Raw genomic sequence first — 18,534 nt, forward strand, 5'->3', positions numbered from 1 at the left:
CCCGGAAGAGAAAAGAATCTGTACAAGGCTTATAACACGTGTTATAGTCGTCCCGAGGTGCTGCCTATGAATAAAAAAAGAGTCACGAGCCAGGACGTGGCCAAGCACGCGGGCGTATCCCGAAGCGTAGTGTCCGCGGTATTGAACGGGACTCCGGGCATCGGAGTCAGCGCGCAGACCCGCGAAGCCGTGCTGGCGTCGATCGAGGCGCTGCATTACCAGGTGGACGCGCAGGCGCGCAGCATGAAGACCGGCCGCAGCATGACGCTGGCCGCTTTCGGCGATACCGCGCATCCGCTGTTCATGCGTTTGCTCGAAGGCATGCAGCGGGCGGGAGAGGCGGCCGGCTACCATCTGCTGCTCTGCTCGCCGGGAGAAAGGGAAGAAGCGCAGTCGCGGAGGAAGCTGCTGGATCTGTACCGGCAGCGGCGAATCGACGGCATCGTTACGCTCGACGATACGAACTATGCGGACGAGGACTGGGCGGGGGAAGTGCGAAAGGCCGGCGTTCCGTACGTGTCGGTGGAGGGCTATGCCGAAGCCGAAGGCGTGGTCTCGGTGCAGGCCGATTATGCGGGAAGCATGAAGACCGCGCTGGATTACTTGACGAAGAAGATGCCCGAGGGTGCCGGGGCTCCCGAATATGCCGAGGTGCGAAGCACCTCCTGGGACGAAGAGACCAACTGGGCGGAACTTCAACGGAAGCGCGGCTATCTCGAATGGTGCGAAGAGCGCGCACTTGAGCCGCGTGTCACGAATTTGCTCCAGCACGAAGGGAGCGTCGATTGGGACGGATGGTTGGGGAACCGATCTGGTTCGTCCCCGCTGCCTCTGCTGGTCAATTGGTCGAGCGCCGTCCCCGACCTTTACCGCGCGGCACGCCGATTCGGTCTGGAGATCGGCGAAGAACTGCGAGTCATGTCGGCGGACAATACGATCGGCGGAGACCGCCTGAGCGTGCCGACGCTGAGCTGCATGGAGATTCCGTACGCCGAGATGGGCAGGGCGGCGGTAGAGCGGCTGCTGCGGCAGATCGAAGGAGGCGCCGGCGAGCCCGCGAAGACCCGTCTGCCCGCGATCTTGAAGCCCGGAGAAAGCGCGTAAAGGCAGGAGCCGAAAAAAAGCGAAAGCAAACAAACGAAAAGGAAACAAGCGAAAAGGAAGTAAGCGGAAGAGTTCGAAATCCGCTTTTTCTTTTCGGATATAACACGTGTTATAAAAGGAGGAAGAATCATGTTCCAAACGGAAGAAAAGCTTGCCGCGCGCATTGCCGAACTGGAGCCTTACCGGTACCGCGACGCCGTACGATTGGATGAATGGCTGGGATTGGAGGACGAAGCCGGGGAGAACGGCGCTTATCCGCCCGCGTTCGCGGACCTGACAGGTGAGGAGGCCGAGGCGGCGAAGACTTACCGAATCGGCGACAGCTGGACCGGACGCGACCGTTACCTCTGGCTGTATCGGCAGGCGGAAGTGCCTTCCGGATGGGCGGGCCGAAACATCGTCGGCCGATTCGACTTCGGACGTACGGGCGATTTCTACAACAGCGGATTCGAAGCGCTGCTATTCGTGGACGGCCGTCCTTATCAAGGCGTGGACTCCAATCATCAGGAAGTCTTTCTGGCAGAAGGCACAGCGGGCGGAACGCTGGAGCTGGCTTTCAGGCTGTGGTCCGGGCTGGAAGGCGGCGGCCGGCCGCTTCCGCAGGAACATCGGCTTAGGCTGGCCGAGCTGGCTTGGCTCGATCCCGATGCCGACGACCTCTATTATACGGCGCGAGCCGTGCTAGGCGTCTTCGATCAGCTGCCGGCGAGCGAAGCGCTGAAGCCCGAGCTGCTGGCGCTGCTGAACGGAACGTTCAGGCTGCTCGATTGGTCGAAGCCGGGCAGCGAAGCTTTTTACGCAAGCGTGCGCGAAGCAAGGGTACGGCTGCGGGAACGGCTGAGCGGCATGCGGCGCGAGCATCCCGTAACGGTGACGGCCGTGGGACATACGCATATCGACGTAGCCTGGCTGTGGCGGCTGACCCATACCCGGGAAAAGGCGGCCCGATCCTTTTCGACCGTGCTCCGGTTGATGGAACAGTTTCCGGAGTACGTCTTTTTGCAGACCCAGCCGCAGCTGTACGAATATATTCGGCGCGACTATCCCGAGCTGTACGAACGCATCGCCGAACGGGTACAAGAAGGACGCTGGGAGGCCGGCGGCGCCATGTGGCTGGAAGCGGACTGCAATCTGCCGAGCGGGGAATCTCTGGTGCGGCAGATTCTGCACGGCACCCGCTTTTTCCGGGAAGCGTTCGGAACGGAGTGCACGCATCTGTGGCTGCCCGACGTGTTCGGATACAGCTGGGCGCTGCCGCAGATTTTGCGCAAGTCCGGGATCGAGACGTTCATGACGACCAAGATCGGCTGGAACAAGTATAACCGGATGCCGCACGACACGTTTTACTGGAAAGGGATCGACGGCAGCGAGGTGCTGACGCACTTCATCACGACGCCGGCGCGGGCGAATTCGCCGGGCTATACGTACAACGGCGTGATCGAAGCGTTTTCCGTGCAGGGAATCTGGGACGGATACCGCGATAAACGGCTGAACCGCGAACTGCTGCTGGCTTACGGCTACGGCGACGGGGGAGGGGGCGTTACGCGCGACATGCTGGAGATGCGGCGGCGTCTGGACGATCTGCCCGGCGTGCCGAACGTCAAGCCGGGACGGGCCGACGATTATTTCAAGCGCTTAAGCGAAACGATCCGAAACGCGGACGAATACGTGCACAAATGGGACGGCGAGCTGTATCTGGAGACGCACCGGGGAACGTATACAAGCCAGGCGCATACCAAGCGAATGAACCGGAAGCTGGAGCTGCTGTACCGCGAAGCGGAATGGCTGCAGGTGCTGTCGGCCGCGGAAAAAGGCGATTTCGGCGCTTACCCGGCCGACGAGCTGCGCGAAGGCTGGAAAATCCTGCTCCGCAACCAGTTTCACGATATCATTCCGGGTTCGGCGATCCGCGAGGTATACGAAGATGCCGGACTCGAATACGAGCAGGCGGAAAAGATCGGACGAACGATCGCGGAACAAGCGGCTTCGGAACTGGTCGGTTTGCTTGGCGGCGGGCAAGCCGCGGACGGCGCAACCCCGGCAGGCTCCGAGGAGAGGACCTCGCGAGAAACGGAGGAAAGCTTCAGCGTATTCAACGGAGCCTTTTTCGGCGGAAGCAGGCTGGTCGAGGCGGAAAGCGCCGACGGGGAGGCGAAAGATTGGCGGGACGCGCAGGGCCGCTCTCTGATCGCCCAGCGCATCGGCGCGCGAAGCTGGCTGGTGGAGACGGCCGACCTGCCGATGCTCGGTTCGGCTTCGCTTCGCGCTTATCCGGCGGATTCGGGGCAGAGTCTCCCCAAGACGCCGAACGAACCGTTTGCCTGGGACGGCACCCGGCTGACGACGCCTTTTTACGAGCTGGAATGGAACGGCTGCGGCCAGCTGAGCCGGATCTACGATCGGGAAGCGGAACGCGAAGTGCTGGCGGAAGGCGAATGCGGCAGTCGGCTGCAGGTGTTCGAAGACAAGCCGCTGGAATACGACGCCTGGAATATCGACTTGTACTACGGGGAGAAAATGCGAGAGATCACGGAATTGACCTCGATGGAGCTGACGGCGGACGGTCCGCTGTTCGCCGCCCTGCGGCTGACCTGGCGGTATATGGACTCTGCCGTCGTGCAGGACGTTCGCGTATACGCGGGCAGCCGCCGGATCGACTTCGAGACCGCCGTCGATTGGCACGAACGGCATCAGCTGCTGAAGGTCGCTTTCCCGGTCGCCGTTCGCGCTGTCGAAGCGACGTACGATATTCAGTTCGGCAACGTGAAGCGCCCCACCCATTGGAATACGAGCTGGGATTACGCCCGCTTCGAGACGGTCGGCCATCAATGGGCGGATCTGTCCGAGCGGGGATACGGCGTCAGCCTGCTGAACGACTGCAAATACGGATACGACATCAAAGAAAACGTTATGCGGCTGACGCTGATCAAGTCCGCGACCGATCCCGATTGGGACGCCGATCAAGGCGAACACCGGTTTACGTATTCGCTTCTCCCGCACGTCGGGGACTGGGCGGAAGGGCGGACGGCGGAGGAAGCCTGGATGCTCAACAATCCGCTGCGCGCGGTTCCGGGCTTGCATGCCGGAGGAGAGGGCCGATCGTTAATCCGGACGGATTCGGATGCTCTGGCCGTCGACGCGGTCAAAGGGGCGGAGGACGGCGACGGGTTCATCGTGCGGCTGCACGAATATACGGGACGCCGCGTTCGCGCCCGCCTCGCCAGCGATTACGGCGTCCGTTCGTGGCAGCTGTGCGATCTGATGGAACGCCCTCTGGAAGAAGAGCGCGAAGACGCCTTCGCGGACTGCGACTTCAAGCCTTACGAGATTCTTACTCTGAGGGTGCGGCTGGCCGATCGAAAGCAGACTCGCTGAGCGTTCCGCCCAGCTTGCGGTAAGTTCTCGGAGACATGCCGGACAGCCGTTTGAACATTTTGCCGAAGTGGGAAAAGTTGTCGAAGCCCGCCAGCTCCGATACGCTCGTGACGCTGAGATCGGTTTCCCGCAGCAGCCGCTGGGCTTCCCGGACGCGCGTGATATTGACATATTCGGCAAAGCCGAAGCCGGTGACGTCCTTGAACGTGCGGCTGAGATGGCTGCGGCTGATATAAAAGCGCTTGGACAGTTCGTCCAGCTCCAGCGGCTCGGCGTAATGGGCGTTGATGTATCGGACCGCGTCGGATACTTTGCGCTGAACGGGCGTCGGTTCGGGCAGGGAAACGGGACCGCGGCGAAGGAAGCAGCGGGCCGTAAGCAGCAGCAGTTCGCCGGCCATATGACGCATGCGCAGCCGATAGCCCGGCGGACGTTCGTGCAGCTCGGCGAGCAGGGAGGTCAGCAGTTCTTCCGCGCGCAGCCGTTCCTGCAGATTGGGACGGATCAGCGGACTGCCCTGCGTGAACGGCGCCAGCAGCAGATCGCGTTCCTCCGAAGGGAGTTCGGCGAAATATTCCGGCGAAAAGTACAGCACGATCCGTTCATGATCGGGAACGCCGGAATCGCCGCTTTTGTGCAGCTCGTTCGAATCGATCAGCACCAGGTCGCCGGCCTGGACGCGGTAGACGCTGTCCTTGATGAAATAACGGCGTTCGCCGCTGAATAAGTAATACAGCTCGTAATCGCGGTGATAATGGTTTTCCGCCATCGAAAAGTGTCCGCTTCGCCGATCGAATTCGGTTCGAAGCGGGTCTTTCGGCGCGCCGTAATGCAGCGTGTCGGGAATGTGCCGCAGCGTCATCACGTTCCTCCTTATAGGCGATCGCTTATTTCTTCCATTTTAACAAAAAAAGCGGGGTTACCGTCAAGAAAGCGCTTATTTGCGGAGAAAACGCCGCCGTATGCCGCTAGTCTGATGGGAGATCGTACCGAGAAGAAAAAGGAAAAAGGAGGCGTTTGCATGAACACGTTCTATCTGGCGGGCGATTCCACGATGGCGGATTATCCGGCGGATCGCGCCCCGATGCAGGGCTGGGGTCGCGCCTTGATCCGCTTTTTGCCGGCCGGCTTCAAAGTTGTCAACGAGGCGATGTGCGGGCGGAGCAGCAGAAGCTTTATGGAAGAGGGGCGGCTGGATCGCATTTTGCGGACGATCGGCGAAGGCGATTACCTGCTGATCCAGTTCGGGCATAACGACGAAAAAGACGATCCCGACCGGCATACGAGTCCCTGGAGCAGCTACGCGGAATGCCTGCTGCGCTATATCGACGGGGCGAGGACAAGAGGCGCGCGGCCGATCCTGATCACCCCGCTGTGCCGCCGGCATTTCGACGCGGACGGGCTGCTGAAGCCCACGCACGGAGACTATCCCCGGGCGATGGAAGCGCTGGCGGTCCGGGAGGGCGTACCGTTGATCGATCTGACGAGCCGCAGCGCGGCCGCTTACAAGGAAATGGGCGACCGGCGCTCCAGGGATTGGTTCACGCAGCTCGCGCCGGGCGAGCATCCCAATTACCCGGAAGGCATCGAAGACGATACGCATCTGAACGAACGGGGAGCGGAAGCGGCGGCGGAACTGGTCGCGGACGGACTGCGGACGATCGGCATTCCGGGCATCCGGGCGAAAGCGGCCGATTTTGCCGGCGGGCGGGAAACGGCGAATGAGCGGTGAGGCCGACTGTTCGCGCCCAGCTCTTTCGATCGACATGTCGGACAGCCGTAAAGAAGCCCGCTCTCGGGAGAGCGGGCTTCGGCGTTCGGGTTTCTTTACTAAGGCAGCAGCTTTCTCCGCACGGCTTCGTAGTTGGTCGTGTACAGGATGTAGGTCTGATTCTTGGTCTTCAAGACGACGCGGTCGGTCGTTCCGTAAGGCGTCCCGATTCGGATCGCCTCCGCGTCGCTGCCTGCATAGGTGTCGTCCAGGCTGACCGCCACAATATCGGCCGCGGGGATTTCGATTTTGGACAGCTGCCATTTGATGGTGACGGTATCGTCGGTTCTTTTTACGTCGATGCCCAGCATCTGATCAGTCCTTTCTGTATCCATTGCTTACCCAATTAAAAACGAAAACCGGGCGTATAAGGTTTCATCTATTTGCGTTAATCAAGGCTTGTGCCAAGAAAAACAAAAAAGCACCGGCTGCTGCCGATGCTTTCGAGATCTCTTTTTTGTCGCTGCGCTTGTTTCGGTCACTGCGCCACATGCGCGATAATTTCGTCCGTCAGGTCCAACGTGACCTGGTCGGCAAACACGCGCATTCGGTATTCCACGTCGAGGTAGCGGATGATCGCTTCGATCAGTGCCCCCTGATTGATGTACCAGCTTCGTCCCTGTACGGTAATCTGTGCGCTGTAGCCGAGATCTTCGTCCCACAGCATCTCGACCGTCACCTCGGTCGGCCGGATCTGACGGCGTTCCGCGATGCTGATGCAGACGGCGTTAATGATTTCGTCCATCGTCAGCTGCATGGATCAGTAACGTCCTTCCCGTTCGCGCGAGCGGCGGCGGTTTTCTTTGACGGTGCGGTAGACGGCGCGAACGACGACGAACAGCATGTACAGCACCAGAACGTTCACGAGCAGTCCGAGCAGTCCGCCGAACGCGCCCATGTTGGCGAAAAGGCTGCCGAACAGCAGGCCGGCGATGCCGCCGAAGAGCATGCCGCGGAACAGAGCGCCGCCGAAGCCGCTTCGGTTATTCGTGTTCGAACGGTTGTATCCGTTTCTGTTGGTCTGCGTATTGGAATTCGAGCGCGTGCCCGAATTGATGCTGTCATTGTTCGGCGCTTTGTTCGGAGTGCTCTGGTACGTTCTAGGACCCGAACTGAAGCCTCCGCCGCCGCGGCGCGCGTCCGCTTGATCCGGCGCTACGGCCGAAGCCGCGAAAAGGATCAGGAAAGAAAGAATGATAGAAAAGAACTTTTTGCTCCTGTTCATAAAAAAGAAATTCCTCCTATAAAGTCGATAGTGAAGGCGCGAAAGCATAAGCTTTTATGCCTTCTCCGACTATATACGGAGGAATTTCGCAAACGTTTCAATTTTTAATAATTATTTTTCGGGAAATCGGTTTTTATGGTTGAGCGGTCCACTGCCCGTATTCCTGCTCGACCCAATCGATCCAATCCACGCTGGCTTTGGTGCGCAGGTAGGCTTTTTGCAGCAGGATGTAATCCTCGAAGCCGATATGGCCGGGATGGCGATGCTCGGTCGGAATGGCATCTTGAATGTCTTTGTAATATTTCATGCGTTCCAGATGGTATTCCCGGCGTTCCGCGAACATCCGGCGTACTTCCGAAGGCTCGGCCAAATGGATGCAGAAGCACTTGAGATTGAACTCGTCGCGCATGACCGGAGCCGCGGTCGGTTCCGACAGCCATTCGTGCAGCTTGCGGGTGCCTTCCGGCGTGATCGAATACAGCTTCTTGTCCGGCTTGTCGGCCTGTTGAATCCACTCGGCGCTGAGCAGTCCTTGTTCTTCCATGCTGCCGAGCAGCGGATAAATCTGGCTGTGCTTCGCCTGCCAGAAAGGCTGGATCTTGAGCATCAAATCGTAGCCCGATGCTTCTGTGCGCGAGACCAGAGCGAGCAGGCCGTAGGAAAGTATATTCATCAAATCACCCGTTCTCCATATTCAAGGCGTCCCGCCTGGGACATGCAGACTCCTCGGAACAAGTGTACACCATAAAAAGACGCCGCGGCAACCGATGTCGGGAACGAAACTTGTCCGAATCGACGTGAAAAAAGGAAAAAAGCGCGGTTCCGCTAGGAACGCGCTTCTTCGCAGCCCGGGCTCCGGGTCTTGAATAACGGAGCCGGGATTCGCCTCCGTTAAGGAGCCGTAGGCTCGTTTTCGGATTGTTCTTTGAGACGTTCGTACCCGTCGGCAATCAGCTCGAGCAGACCCGTTTTCGGATCGATCAGCATCCCGTGCACCAGTACGCCCGCCGGCATGAGGGGGTGGTTGGCGATCATGTCCACGCTGTGCATGACGCCTTCGGTTTCGTTCTCCACACCTTTGAACCACTGCCCCAGCTTGACGCCGGCATGGTCGAGCGTCGAAAGGACTTCCTCCGACACGCCGCGGTCGATCATCTTGCCCATGATGCGATCGGCGTTAAGAGAGGCCATGCCGCATTCGTGGTGACCGACGACAATGACTTCTTCCGCCTGCAGTTCGTAAAGGGCGACCAGGATGCTGCGCATGATACTGCCGAACGGCGACGAAATGACGGCGCCGGCCGTTTTGAGAATTTTGGCGTCGCCGTTGCGCATGTTCATCGCCCGCGGGAGCAGCTCCGTCAGACGGGTATCCATGCAGGTCAGCACCACGACTTTTTTCTCCGGGAACTTGCCGCTGATGAACGCTTCGTAATCCTTGTTTTCGACGAAAGCCTTGTTATGGTTTAAAATATCATGAATTTGAGTCAACTTCCGCGCCTCCTTTTTCGCCCGTAGGGGTTATCAGGAATTTTACATAAACAGGCGAGGAAAATTCAAGAGCGAATTTTGTCGAATTCGAACGAGAGCGCTTCAAACCAAGCTTTCCGCGCCTGCGCGGCGATCTTCGATCGCGATGCTGGAGCCGTAAGATTGCCCGTCGCTGGCCAGGCGCACCGAGGACTTGTCGAATCCGCTGACGGTAATGGATAAGTCTTGATCGAAATAGACGGCGTCGTTTTTGTCCACGATGAACGGAAGACCGCTCGCCGTGGAAAAGGCCAGATCGGACGCTTTCGCTTCATCGACGAGCCACAGGGCGATCGCGCCGCTCAGCGAGCAGCCGCAGCCTTCATTGTCGTAAGCGACGCGAAGATAGCCGGGACGGCCTTCGAATTTTTGCTCGAGCAGGATTTGCGCTTCGGGGGAGACTCTCATGGTCAGGGCAATAGACATGGATCAGGACTCCTTTTGTAAGATTTGATTTTGCAAAATCTTTTATCGTTATTGATTATACGCTCTTCAAAAAGTATGATCAAGAGGTGAGTCATTGTTTTCCCATTATTATGAAAATACCAAACAAACGAGGTGAACTTTCCGGATGGAACAGCAGCTGCAGGAGAAATGGAACGGGTTTCGCGAATTGGTGGCCAAGATCGGAAGTTATAACGAAGCGGTCGGCCTGATGTATTGGGATCTGCGCACCGGAGCGCCGCGCAAGGGGGCGGAGACGCGGGCGGAGACGATCGGTCTGCTGTCGACGGAAGCGTTCAAGCTGCAGACGTCGGACGAAATGGGTACATATCTCGATCTGTTCACGCAGGAAGCGATTGCGTCGCAGCTGGACGATACGGATCGCCGGCTCGTGGAAACGGTCAAAAAAGAATACGATCAAAACAAAAAAATTCCGGAGAGCGAGTTCAAGGCGTACACGATTCTGACGTCCAAATCGGAAACGAAATGGGAAGACGCCAAAGAAAGCGGAGATTTCGATTCTTTCGAGCCGCTCTTGACGGAAATCGTGGCGACGCTGCGGAAATTTATCGGATACTGGGGAGCGAAGGCCACGCCTTACGACACGCTGCTCGACATGTACGAACCGGACATGACGGTCGAGCGGCTGGACGCCGTATTCGATCGTCTCAAAAAGCGTCTCGTGCCGCTGGCCGAAGCGATCGCGGCATCGGAGATCAAGCCGGAGCTGCCGTTCCTGAGCGAGAACTACCCGAAAGAAGGCCAGCAGGCGTTCAGCCATTTCATCCTGAAGGAAATGGGCTACGATTTCGACGCCGGACGCCTCGACGAAGCGGTGCATCCGTTCGCGACGGGACTTAACCCGGGCGACGTGCGCATCACGACCCATTATTACGAAAACGACGTGCTGAGCGCGGCGTTCAGCTCGCTGCACGAAGGCGGGCACGCGCTGTACGAGCAAAACATCGATCCGAAACTGACCGGCACCCCGCTGGCGCAGGGCACGTCGATGGGCATCCACGAATCGCAGTCGCGTTTCTGGGAAAACATGATCGGACGAAGCCTGCCGTTCTGGCAGAAATATTTCGACGAGCTGCAGCGCCAGTTCCCCGACCAGCTGACGGGCGTGACGCCGGAGAAATTCCACTTTGCGGCGAACCGCGTGGAAAATTCGCTGATCCGTATCGAAGCGGACGAGCTGACGTACAATCTGCACATTATCATCCGCTACGAGATCGAGAAAATGCTGTTCAACGAAAATCTCGACGTGAAAAAGCTGCCGGAAGTCTGGAACGCCAAATACGAAAGCTACCTGGGCATCACGCCGCCGAACAATTCGCAGGGCGTGCTGCAGGACGTTCACTGGTCGGGCGGTTCGTTCGGCTACTTCGCTTCCTACTCGCTCGGCAACATGTACGCGGCGCAGATCATGCATACGCTGCGCAAAGAAATGACGAATTTCGACGAGATGATCGAACAGGGCGATTTGCTGCCGATCAAAGAGTGGCTGACGGAAAAAATCTACCGCTTCGGCAAATCGAAAAAGCCGTCCGAAATCATTTTCGACGTAACCGGCGAAGAATTGAATCCCGATTATCTCGCGGATTATCTGGAACAGAAGTACTCGAGCCTGTATAATCTGAAGCTGTAGTTCTTTGTTCCGACCGGAACGCGATCATCCGAGACAGGGTTATCATCCTGCCGATTCCCCAGCGGAGCGGCAGGATTTTTGTCTCCCGGGGCAAATGTAAAACTCATGGCAATATTGAAAATGAAGTGAATGTTGCAGAAAAACGGGAAGGATTCGGTGGCACGCATGTTCGGTTTTCGCGTCATCAAAACGGCGGTAGCGGCTTTCGCCTCGATCATGATCGCGCATTTCGTCGGCATTCCGTCGGCCACGTCGGCTGGGCTGCTGGCTATTCTGGGTCTCGATACGACGATCAAGAGAAGCGTCAAAACGGTCGTGGACCGGTTTTTCGCCTCGATTCTGGGGCTGATCGTCGCCTGCGCGCTGTTCGGGACGCTGGGGTTCCATTACTGGGTGATTCCGATTTACATCCTGATTGCCTTCCCGGCGATCGTCAAAGCGACGTTCAAAGGCGGCATCGTGACAAATGCGGTCGTCGTGTTCCACGTGTTCAACGCGGGAGAAATTTCGTGGCCGGTACTGTGGACGGAGCTGCAGCTTCTGGTCATCGGCCTGGGTTCGGCGATGCTGGTCAATCTCGTTTACATGCCCAATCCGGAAGAGAAACTGTCGAACATCCGCAGCGAGGCCGACGAGTGCTTTTCCCGCATCTTTGCCCAATTTGCCCGCACGCTGCGAAATCCGGATTATATCTGGGACGGAAAAGAGCTGATCGAAGCGGACAAAAAGGTAGCGGAAGGACTCGAACTGGCCCGCCGCACTCGGGAGAATCAGGTGCTGAAAGCCGACGAATTCTGGGGCGTGTACTTCGTCATGCGGAAGCAGCAGCTGGAATCGATTCAGACGATGGCGCTGCTCGTATCGCAGGTGTACCGGCAGATCTCGCAGGCGGAGCTGACGGCGGAGCTGTTCGACCGGCTGGAGCAGGACGTCAAGAGCGAACATTATACGGGCAGGGCGGCGGAAATGCTTCAGGAGCTGGAAGAGCGTTTCAAGGAAATGAAGCTGCCCGAAACGCGCGAAGAGTTCGAAGTCCGTTCGGCGATTCTGCAGCTGTGCCGGGAGTTGAACCGGTATCTGGAAATGTCGAAAAAGGACAAGGCGCCGCACGTCGTCGAGTAAGGCGGAAGAGGCCGGACGAATGAGCCGGTCTCTTTTTTATGGGCGGGGAACGAAAGAGGCGCCCGAGAAAACGATTTTAAAATAAAGATGAACATATGTTCGCGCCCGAGCGTTTTTTGCCGGAAGTCTGTTATAATCGGATTAAGAAACGAAGCAGCAAGATGGAGGGGAATCATGGCCAAGTTAACGCCGATGATGGAACAATACCTCAAGATCAAGGAAGAAGCGAAGGATGCCATCCTCTTTTTCCGTCTCGGGGACTTTTATGAAATTTTTTTCGACGATGCCCTGACGGCGTCGCGGGAATTGGAAATTACGCTGACCGGACGCAACGCCGGCATGGAAGAACGCGCGCCGATGTGCGGCGTGCCGTACCATTCCGCGGAAGGCTACGTGCAGCGCTTGATCGAGAAAGGCTATAAAGTCGCCATCTGCGAGCAGGTGGAAGACCCCGCGACAGCCAAAGGCGTCGTGCGCCGCGAGATCATTCGGGTCGTGACGCCGGGGACCTTGATGGAAAGCCGGGCGCTCGGCGAAAAATCGAACAACTATCTGGTCTGCGTGACGAGTTCGGGCGGCATGACGGCAGTCGCGGCCTGCGATCTGTCGACGGGCGATCTGCACGTGACTTCGGCGCCGGACAACGAGGAGTGGCTGAAAGGCGAAGTGGGCGTGTATCAGCCTTCGGAAGCGATCGGAGACGCTCCCCTGCTGAAGCTGCTGGAGAGCCAGGTCGCTCCGATGGAACGACGCCTCGTCTGCACGCCGTGGGACAAATCGAAGGAAGACGGCGCGCGCGAACAGTTCGGCGAAGCGGCCTGGGCGCGGCTGGACGAGGAACGCCGCGGCTGCATCGCGCGGCTGTTCGCTTACCTGGCGGAAACGCAGAAGAGAGCGCTCGGCCAACTTACGAAAATCTCGGTCTACGAGCCGAATCATTATATGATTCTCGATCCGTTTACCCGCCGGAACCTGGAGCTGACCGAAACGGTGCGCGAGCGCTCCAAGAAAGGTTCGCTGCTGTGGCTGCTGGACCGTACGAAGACATCGATGGGCGCCCGTACGCTCCGCCGCTGGATCGATAAGCCGCTGCTGCAGCGGAGCGCGATCGAAGAGCGGCTGGAGGCGGTCGAAAGCCTGCATCGCGATCTCATTTTGCGAGGAGACGTGCAGGAAGCGCTGAAAGAAATTTACGATCTGGAGCGGCTGGTCGGCCGCGTGGCGTTCGGCAGCGCGAACGGGCGAGACATGGTGGCGCTGCGCGATTCGCTCGTGCAAATTCCCGGGCTGAAAGACATCTGCCTGAACTCCGGATCGCAGACGCTGGCTTCCACGGCAGGCCGTATGGACGAATGCGCCGATCTTGCGGAAGCGATCGCGGCCGCCGTCACCGACGAACCTCCGGTGTCGGTCCGCGACGGAGGCTTGATCCGGAAAGGCTATCACGAACATCTCGATCAGCTGCGCGAAGCGAGCGTCAACGGTAAGCGGTGGATCGCGGAACTCGAAGCGGAGGAACGCCGGGTGACGGGCATCCGCTCGCTGAAAGTCGGCTACAACAAAGTATTCGGCTACTACATTGAAGTCACCCGCGCCAATCTCGCCCAGCTGCCGGAAGGCCGCTACGAGCGGAAGCAGACGCTGGCCAACGCGGAGCGCTACATTACGCCCGAACTCAAGGAGAAGGAATCGCTGATCCTCGAAGCGGAAGAGAAAATGGCCGACCTGGAATACGGGCTGTTTCTCGAACTGCGGGAAAAGGTGGCGGAGCGGATTCCGCGGCTTAAAGCGCTGGCGGAAAGAGTCGCGGAAATCGACGTGTATCAGGCATTCGCGGAGGCGAGCGCGGAGAAAGCGTTCGTGCGTCCGCAGCTGCACGACGGCTACGATCTGATCGTGGAGAACGGCCGCCATCCCGTCGTCGAAGCGGTGATGGAAGGCGGATCGTTCGTCGCCAACGCGACGGATTTGGCTCAGGACGGCGCGAATATCATGCTGATTACGGGACCGAACATGGCCGGAAAAAGCACGTACATGCGCCAGGTGGCGCTGATCTCGATCATGGCGCAGATCGGCTGCTTCGTGCCGGCGGACCGGGCGAGCGTGCCGCTGCTGGACCGGATCTTCACCCGGATCGGCGCGGCGGACGACCTGGTCGGCGGGCAAAGCACGTTCATGGTGGAAATGGCCGATATTCAGGTCATGACCCAGCAGGCGACGAAAGACAGCCTGATCATCATCGACGAGCTCGGACGGGGAACTTCGACGAGCGAAGGCATGGCGATCGCCCAGGCGGTGATCGAGCACGTGCACGAGTCGATCGGCTGCAAAGCGCTCGTGTCGACCCACTTCCATGAGCTGGCGCATCTCGAAGAAAGCCTGCCTCGCCTGCGCAATTACTGCATGGCGGTGCGCGAAAGCGGCGACAAAGTCGCGTTTCTGCGCAAACTGGTGGCCGGCGCGGCCAGCACCAGCTACGGAATCTACTGCGCCCGTTTGGCGGGACTGCCGGGCAGCATCATCGACCGGGCTTACGGGCTGCTGCAGGGCTTCGAGCAGGCGGCGACGGAAGTGGCCGTCGGCGGAATCGGTTCGGCTGCGGCTTCGGCAGGGCAGGGCGGAGGAACCGTTCGCGCGTCGTCCGCTTATGAGCAGGCACAGCCCGTTCGGCCGAATCCGGGGTTTGTCGAAGATGCCGCGCGCGGAACGGACGAAGTTCGCGAATCCGAAGCCTCCCCGTGGGCGGAACACGCACCGGTAGAGCCGGAATCGGCGCAGGAGAGCGGGGAGCGGAACGTTTCCGGCGAAGTCGTGCAGCTGTCGATCTTCGGCGACGAGGAGCGGCCCTCCAGGTCCGCCCAAGTCGCTCAGGCTCCGGCGAAGGAAGATCCGAAGGTCAAAAAAATGCTTCAGCGCGTCAAAGAAATCGACGTGATGAACATGACTCCGCTTCAGGCCATGCAGATGCTTAACGAATTGAAGCTGGAGGCGCAGCGTCTGTAAGCGAAACGCTCGACCCGAACGGAAACATATCCGCAAAGCAAAATAGAGGGAAAGAAAGGAGAACCGGGATGGCCAAAATTAAAGTGCTGGACGAACATGTCGCGAACCAGATTGCGGCCGGCGAAGTCGTGGAACGGCCCGCATCGGTTGTCAAAGAACTGGTCGAGAACGCCATCGACGCGGGAGCGACCAAGATCGACGTATGGACGGAAGAAGGCGGATTGTCTTCGATCCGCGTGACGGACAACGGATCGGGCATCGATCCGGAAGACTGCGAAACGGCCTTTTATCGCCATGCCACAAGCAAGATTTCCGGCGGCCGGGATTTGTTTCAAATTACGAGCCTGGGCTTCCGGGGCGAAGCGCTGCCGAGTATCGCTTCGGTATCGAAGGTAGAGCTGGTGACGGCCTGCGGCGAAGACGGCGCGGGGCAGCGGCTCGTGATCGAAGGCGGAACGCTCAAAGTCAACGAAGAAGCGCCGGCTTCGCGCGGAACGGACTTCCGCGTGCGGGAACTGTTCTACAATACGCCGGCCCGGCTCAAATACATGAAGACGATCCAGACGGAGCTGGGGCATATCTCGGATTACATGTACCGGATGGCGCTCTCGCATCCGGAGATCGCGTTTACGCTGAAGCATAACGGCAACTCGCTGCTGCAGACGCTCGGCGGAGGTGACCTGCTGCAGGTCATCGCGGCCGTATACGGCACGACGAGCGCCAAGGCGATGATTCCGCTGGAGGGTGAGAGCCTGGACTTTGCCGTCTCGGGCTTCGTCAGCCTGCCGGACTTTACCCGTTCGAACCGCAGCGCGATCACGACGGTCGTAAACGGCCGGTACATCCGCAGCCACGTGCTGAATCAGGCGATCATGAAGGCGTACCACACGCTTTTGCCGGTCGGCCGTCACCCGTTGGTCGTGCTGCGTCTGGCCATGCATCCGTCGCTCGTCGACGTCAACGTGCATCCGGCGAAGCTGGAAGTGCGCTTCAGCAAGGAGGCGGAGCTGACCGCTTTCGTCGAAGAGACGATTCGCGCGGCGCTGTCGCATGAAGTGCTGATCCCCAAAGCCGTCAACCAGCGCGTCGGCAAAAGCAATACGATCGTGCAGGAGCAGTTCCACTTCCCGAAGCGGGAAGGGCTGCTCGGGGAGCTTGCGGCCGGTCTGCCGCAGGATAAGGACGTCCCGGCCGAGCTGCCGGGCGGCGGAGCCGGAACCGGCGCTTCCGCAGGCGCCGGCGAAGTTCGGCCCGGCGCTTCGCAGCCGGGCCATGAAGCCGCCGCGCCTTCGGAGCGGCGCGGCGAAGACGCCGGCCGGCCCGCCGCGCCGGCCGGCCAAGAACAGGGCCGCGCGGCCTCCGGCGCGGCCGGACAGGCGGGCGCGCACGGCGGAGCGCGCCCCGAAGCGGCCGCCGCCGATTCCGCGGCGGCAGAGGCTTCGGCGGCCTCCGGGCAGGCCGCCGGGACCCGCGGCTCCGCCGCCGGCGGTTCGGACGTGCCGGACGCCCTGAAGGCGTCCGCTCCCTATCCGTCCGCCGGCGGCGTGCGCGACCCGCTCCCGCAGCAGGTGCGGGAGCCGGGCCACGGCATGGGCTACGCCGCTGGACGCGAAGCGTCCGGCGGCGCCGGCCGGTCGGCCTCTGCCGGCAGCGCCGGCGCGCGGCAGCCGGCGCCGCCGGCGCAAAACGCCGCCGCGCTGGCCCGCGCGGCGGAACTGTACAGCCGGGGCGAGGCCCCCAAGCGGCCCGCTTTCCCGGAGATGACGCTGATCGGGCAGCATCACGGGACTTACCTGATCGCGCAGAACGATCAGGGGTTGTACCTGATCGACCAGCACGCCGCTCACGAGCGGATCAATTACGAATATTACTACGAGAAATTCGGCCAGCCCGAAGCCGCTTCCCAGGAGCTGCTGCTGCCGATCACGCTGGAATTCACGTCCGCGGAGAGCGCCAAGATCCGCGACCGGATCGGCTGGTTCGAGCAGGCCGGCGTTTATATGGAACCTTTCGGCGGCCAAACGTTCCGGGTGACGGCTTATCCGCATTGGTTCCCGGCGGGCGAGGAGCAGTCCATCATCGAAGAAATGGCGGAGTGGGTGCTGAGCGAACGCGCGATCGACCTGGCGAAGCTGCGGGAGAAAGCTTCCACGCTCTGCTCGTGCAAAGCTTCGATCAAAGCGAACCAGAGATTGAGCGATATCCAGGCCCAGACCCTGATCGAACGGCTGGCCCAGTGCAAACAGCCGTACACCTGCCCTCACGGCAGACCGATCGTCGTTTCTTTCTCGTCTTACGATCTGGAGAAACTTTTTAAACGGGTGATGTAACACCTTCCCCCAATCCCTCAGCGACTTCAATCCGAATTTTCGAAACGGGACGGTTCAACCCGTTTCGAAAATGACCCGGGAGCGATCTAATCAACGCTTACCCAAACAAGACCGGCTCAAGCCGGATGCAAAAGAGCCCTTGCCGCGCCTTTAGAGGCCGGCGGCACGGGCAAGACCAAAGGAGAACGACCCCAATGATAATCGTAACTACCGGCATTTCGCCGGCCGAGGCCGAGCTTGCGCGCGCGCGGAAGCTTGCCGAGCAGGCGGGCAGCCGGCTTGTGCCGAGGGGACGCACCTCGATTCCTCAACTGTTTCCGAAATATGGCGCGGATGCCGTTCTGATCGTGACCCAGGGCAAAGTCCGCCTGTTCCGCGAAGACCAGCCCGTGCTGGAATACCATCCGAGCATGGGTTACGTTCGGGCCAAACGGCTGCTCAAAGGCGAACCCGATCCGATGATCGACGCGGCGCGGGTACGGGAAGGGGACGCGGTGCTCGATTGCACGGCCGGACTGGGCACCGACTCGCTCGTTTTTGCCGTCCGCGTGGGGCCGTCGGGCCTTGTGCGTTCGCTGGAAGCGTCGCCCGAGCTGTCCGTGCTGCTGCGCGAAGGCTTGTCCAGCTACGAAGTGGAGAAGCCTTCCGTGACGGAGGCGATGCGCCGGATCGAGGTCGTCAACGCGGACCATCTCGAGTATTTGAGGTCGCTGCCGGACGACAGCTTCGATATCGTGTATTTCGATCCGATGTTTCGGAAGCCGGTCTACGACTCGTCGGCGATCTCGCCTCTTCGGGCTTTCGCGGACGCCCGCCCGCTCAGCGAAGAATCGATCCGCGAAGCGGTTCGGGTGGCTCGCCGGACGGTCGTGCTGAAAGAAAAAAAAGGCAGCGGGGAAATGGAACGTCTCGGCTTTGTGCCGGACGGACGGAACCATGCCAAAATTACGTACGGAGTGATTCGAGTTGACTGACAATC

15 protein-coding genes are annotated in these 18,534 nt (G+C 59.9%); 8 read left to right on the top strand and 7 right to left on the bottom strand.

Features of this window, described 5'->3' with window-relative positions; genetic code table 11:
* Positions 1-66 precede the first annotated feature (66 nt).
* Together GYN08_RS03930 and GYN08_RS03935 are read left to right on the top strand one after the other, a co-directional pair.
* Positions 67-1,104: a LacI family DNA-binding transcriptional regulator gene (locus tag GYN08_RS03930; protein WP_166272672.1), complete on the top strand. Its 1,038-nt coding sequence runs from the start codon at positions 67-69 to the stop codon at positions 1,102-1,104.
* Between the two features lie 129 nt (positions 1,105-1,233).
* Positions 1,234-4,479 (top strand): alpha-mannosidase, encoded by a 3,246-nt coding sequence (locus GYN08_RS03935; protein ID WP_166272674.1) that lies wholly within the window; start codon positions 1,234-1,236, stop codon positions 4,477-4,479.
* Here GYN08_RS03935 and GYN08_RS03940 read toward each other — a convergent pair.
* Positions 4,436-5,341: a helix-turn-helix domain-containing protein gene (locus GYN08_RS03940; protein ID WP_166272676.1), complete on the bottom strand. Its 906-nt coding sequence runs from the start codon at positions 5,339-5,341 to the stop codon at positions 4,436-4,438. The two genes, GYN08_RS03935 and GYN08_RS03940, sit on opposite strands and share 44 nt — an antisense overlap.
* 159 nt (positions 5,342-5,500) lie before the next feature.
* Between GYN08_RS03940 and GYN08_RS03945 the strand changes: the two genes are divergently transcribed.
* Positions 5,501-6,211, top strand: coding sequence for a rhamnogalacturonan acetylesterase (locus GYN08_RS03945; protein WP_166272678.1), 711 nt, complete (start codon positions 5,501-5,503; stop codon positions 6,209-6,211).
* 98 nt (positions 6,212-6,309) lie between these two features.
* On the opposite strand, the gene GYN08_RS03950 is transcribed toward GYN08_RS03945, so the two are convergent.
* The 6 genes from GYN08_RS03950 to GYN08_RS03975 form a co-directional block, all read right to left on the bottom strand.
* Positions 6,310-6,561 carry a SunI/YnzG family protein gene (locus GYN08_RS03950; protein WP_166272680.1) on the bottom strand — a complete coding sequence of 84 codons (252 nt, stop codon included), beginning with the start codon at positions 6,559-6,561 and terminating at the stop codon, positions 6,310-6,312.
* 167 nt (positions 6,562-6,728) lie between these two features.
* Complete coding sequence (locus GYN08_RS03955; protein ID WP_166272682.1) at positions 6,729-7,007, bottom strand: DUF2653 family protein; 279 nt, start codon at positions 7,005-7,007, stop codon at positions 6,729-6,731.
* Positions 7,008-7,010: 3 nt separating this feature from the next.
* Entirely contained in the window at positions 7,011-7,475 is a 465-nt protein-coding gene (locus GYN08_RS03960) for a hypothetical protein (protein WP_166272684.1), read from the bottom strand.
* Positions 7,476-7,608: 133 nt separating this feature from the next.
* Positions 7,609-8,148 (bottom strand): PadR family transcriptional regulator, encoded by a 540-nt coding sequence (locus GYN08_RS03965; protein WP_166272686.1) that lies wholly within the window; start codon positions 8,146-8,148, stop codon positions 7,609-7,611.
* Positions 8,149-8,366: 218 nt separating this feature from the next.
* On the bottom strand, positions 8,367-8,966 hold the full coding sequence (locus tag GYN08_RS03970; RefSeq protein ID WP_166272688.1) for a beta-class carbonic anhydrase: 600 nt from the start codon (positions 8,964-8,966) through the stop codon (positions 8,367-8,369).
* 102 nt (positions 8,967-9,068) lie between these two features.
* Positions 9,069-9,431, bottom strand: coding sequence for an iron-sulfur cluster biosynthesis family protein (locus GYN08_RS03975; RefSeq protein WP_166272690.1), 363 nt, complete (start codon positions 9,429-9,431; stop codon positions 9,069-9,071).
* A gap of 145 nt (positions 9,432-9,576) precedes the next feature.
* Here GYN08_RS03975 and GYN08_RS03980 point away from each other — a divergent pair, with 145 nt between their 5' ends.
* The 5 genes from GYN08_RS03980 (at position 9,577) to GYN08_RS04000 (ending at position 18,529) form a co-directional block, all read left to right on the top strand.
* On the top strand, positions 9,577-11,100 hold the full coding sequence (locus GYN08_RS03980; protein WP_166272692.1) for a carboxypeptidase M32: 1,524 nt from the start codon (positions 9,577-9,579) through the stop codon (positions 11,098-11,100).
* A gap of 165 nt (positions 11,101-11,265) precedes the next feature.
* Entirely contained in the window at positions 11,266-12,222 is a 957-nt protein-coding gene (locus GYN08_RS03985; RefSeq protein ID WP_166273109.1) for an aromatic acid exporter family protein, read from the top strand.
* A 174-nt stretch (positions 12,223-12,396) separates the two neighbouring features.
* A complete protein-coding gene (mutS, locus tag GYN08_RS03990) occupies positions 12,397-15,225 on the top strand; it encodes a DNA mismatch repair protein MutS (protein ID WP_166272694.1) in 2,829 nt (942 codons plus the stop codon).
* Between the two features lie 68 nt (positions 15,226-15,293).
* Positions 15,294-17,555 carry a DNA mismatch repair endonuclease MutL gene (gene mutL, locus GYN08_RS03995; protein WP_166272696.1) on the top strand — a complete coding sequence of 754 codons (2,262 nt, stop codon included), beginning with the start codon at positions 15,294-15,296 and terminating at the stop codon, positions 17,553-17,555.
* Positions 17,556-17,749: 194 nt separating this feature from the next.
* The gene (locus tag GYN08_RS04000) at positions 17,750-18,529 is read left to right on the top strand and encodes a class I SAM-dependent methyltransferase (RefSeq protein WP_206023576.1); all 780 of its coding nucleotides are present in this window, start codon (positions 17,750-17,752) and stop codon (positions 18,527-18,529) included.
* Positions 18,530-18,534 lie beyond the last annotated feature (5 nt).

Origin of the sequence: Saccharibacillus alkalitolerans (assembly GCF_011090185.1) — a bacterium.
Lineage (GTDB): Bacteria > Bacillota > Bacilli > Paenibacillales > Paenibacillaceae > Saccharibacillus > Saccharibacillus alkalitolerans.

What these genes read in the sequence shown, in the direction of transcription:
- GYN08_RS03965 (WP_166272686.1), bottom strand. Translation starts at nt 8,148, where the DNA reads ATGAATATACTTTCCTACGGCCTGCTCGCTCTGGTCTCGCGCACAGAA.
- GYN08_RS03975 (WP_166272690.1), bottom strand. Translation starts at nt 9,431, where the DNA reads ATGTCTATTGCCCTGACCATGAGAGTCTCCCCCGAAGCGCAAATCCTG.
- GYN08_RS03955 (WP_166272682.1), bottom strand. Translation starts at nt 7,007, where the DNA reads ATGCAGCTGACGATGGACGAAATCATTAACGCCGTCTGCATCAGCATC.
- GYN08_RS03960 (WP_166272684.1), bottom strand. Translation starts at nt 7,475, where the DNA reads ATGAACAGGAGCAAAAAGTTCTTTTCTATCATTCTTTCTTTCCTGATC.
- GYN08_RS03950 (WP_166272680.1), bottom strand. Translation starts at nt 6,561, where the DNA reads ATGCTGGGCATCGACGTAAAAAGAACCGACGATACCGTCACCATCAAA.
- GYN08_RS03940 (WP_166272676.1), bottom strand. Translation starts at nt 5,341, where the DNA reads ATGACGCTGCGGCACATTCCCGACACGCTGCATTACGGCGCGCCGAAA.
- mutS (WP_166272694.1), top strand. Translation starts at nt 12,397, where the DNA reads ATGGCCAAGTTAACGCCGATGATGGAACAATACCTCAAGATCAAGGAA.
- GYN08_RS03935 (WP_166272674.1), top strand. Translation starts at nt 1,234, where the DNA reads ATGTTCCAAACGGAAGAAAAGCTTGCCGCGCGCATTGCCGAACTGGAG.
- GYN08_RS03980 (WP_166272692.1), top strand. Translation starts at nt 9,577, where the DNA reads ATGGAACAGCAGCTGCAGGAGAAATGGAACGGGTTTCGCGAATTGGTG.
- GYN08_RS03945 (WP_166272678.1), top strand. Translation starts at nt 5,501, where the DNA reads ATGAACACGTTCTATCTGGCGGGCGATTCCACGATGGCGGATTATCCG.
- mutL (WP_166272696.1), top strand. Translation starts at nt 15,294, where the DNA reads ATGGCCAAAATTAAAGTGCTGGACGAACATGTCGCGAACCAGATTGCG.
- GYN08_RS03985 (WP_166273109.1), top strand. Translation starts at nt 11,266, where the DNA reads ATGTTCGGTTTTCGCGTCATCAAAACGGCGGTAGCGGCTTTCGCCTCG.
- GYN08_RS04000 (WP_206023576.1), top strand. Translation starts at nt 17,750, where the DNA reads ATGATAATCGTAACTACCGGCATTTCGCCGGCCGAGGCCGAGCTTGCG.
- GYN08_RS03930 (WP_166272672.1), top strand. Translation starts at nt 67, where the DNA reads ATGAATAAAAAAAGAGTCACGAGCCAGGACGTGGCCAAGCACGCGGGC.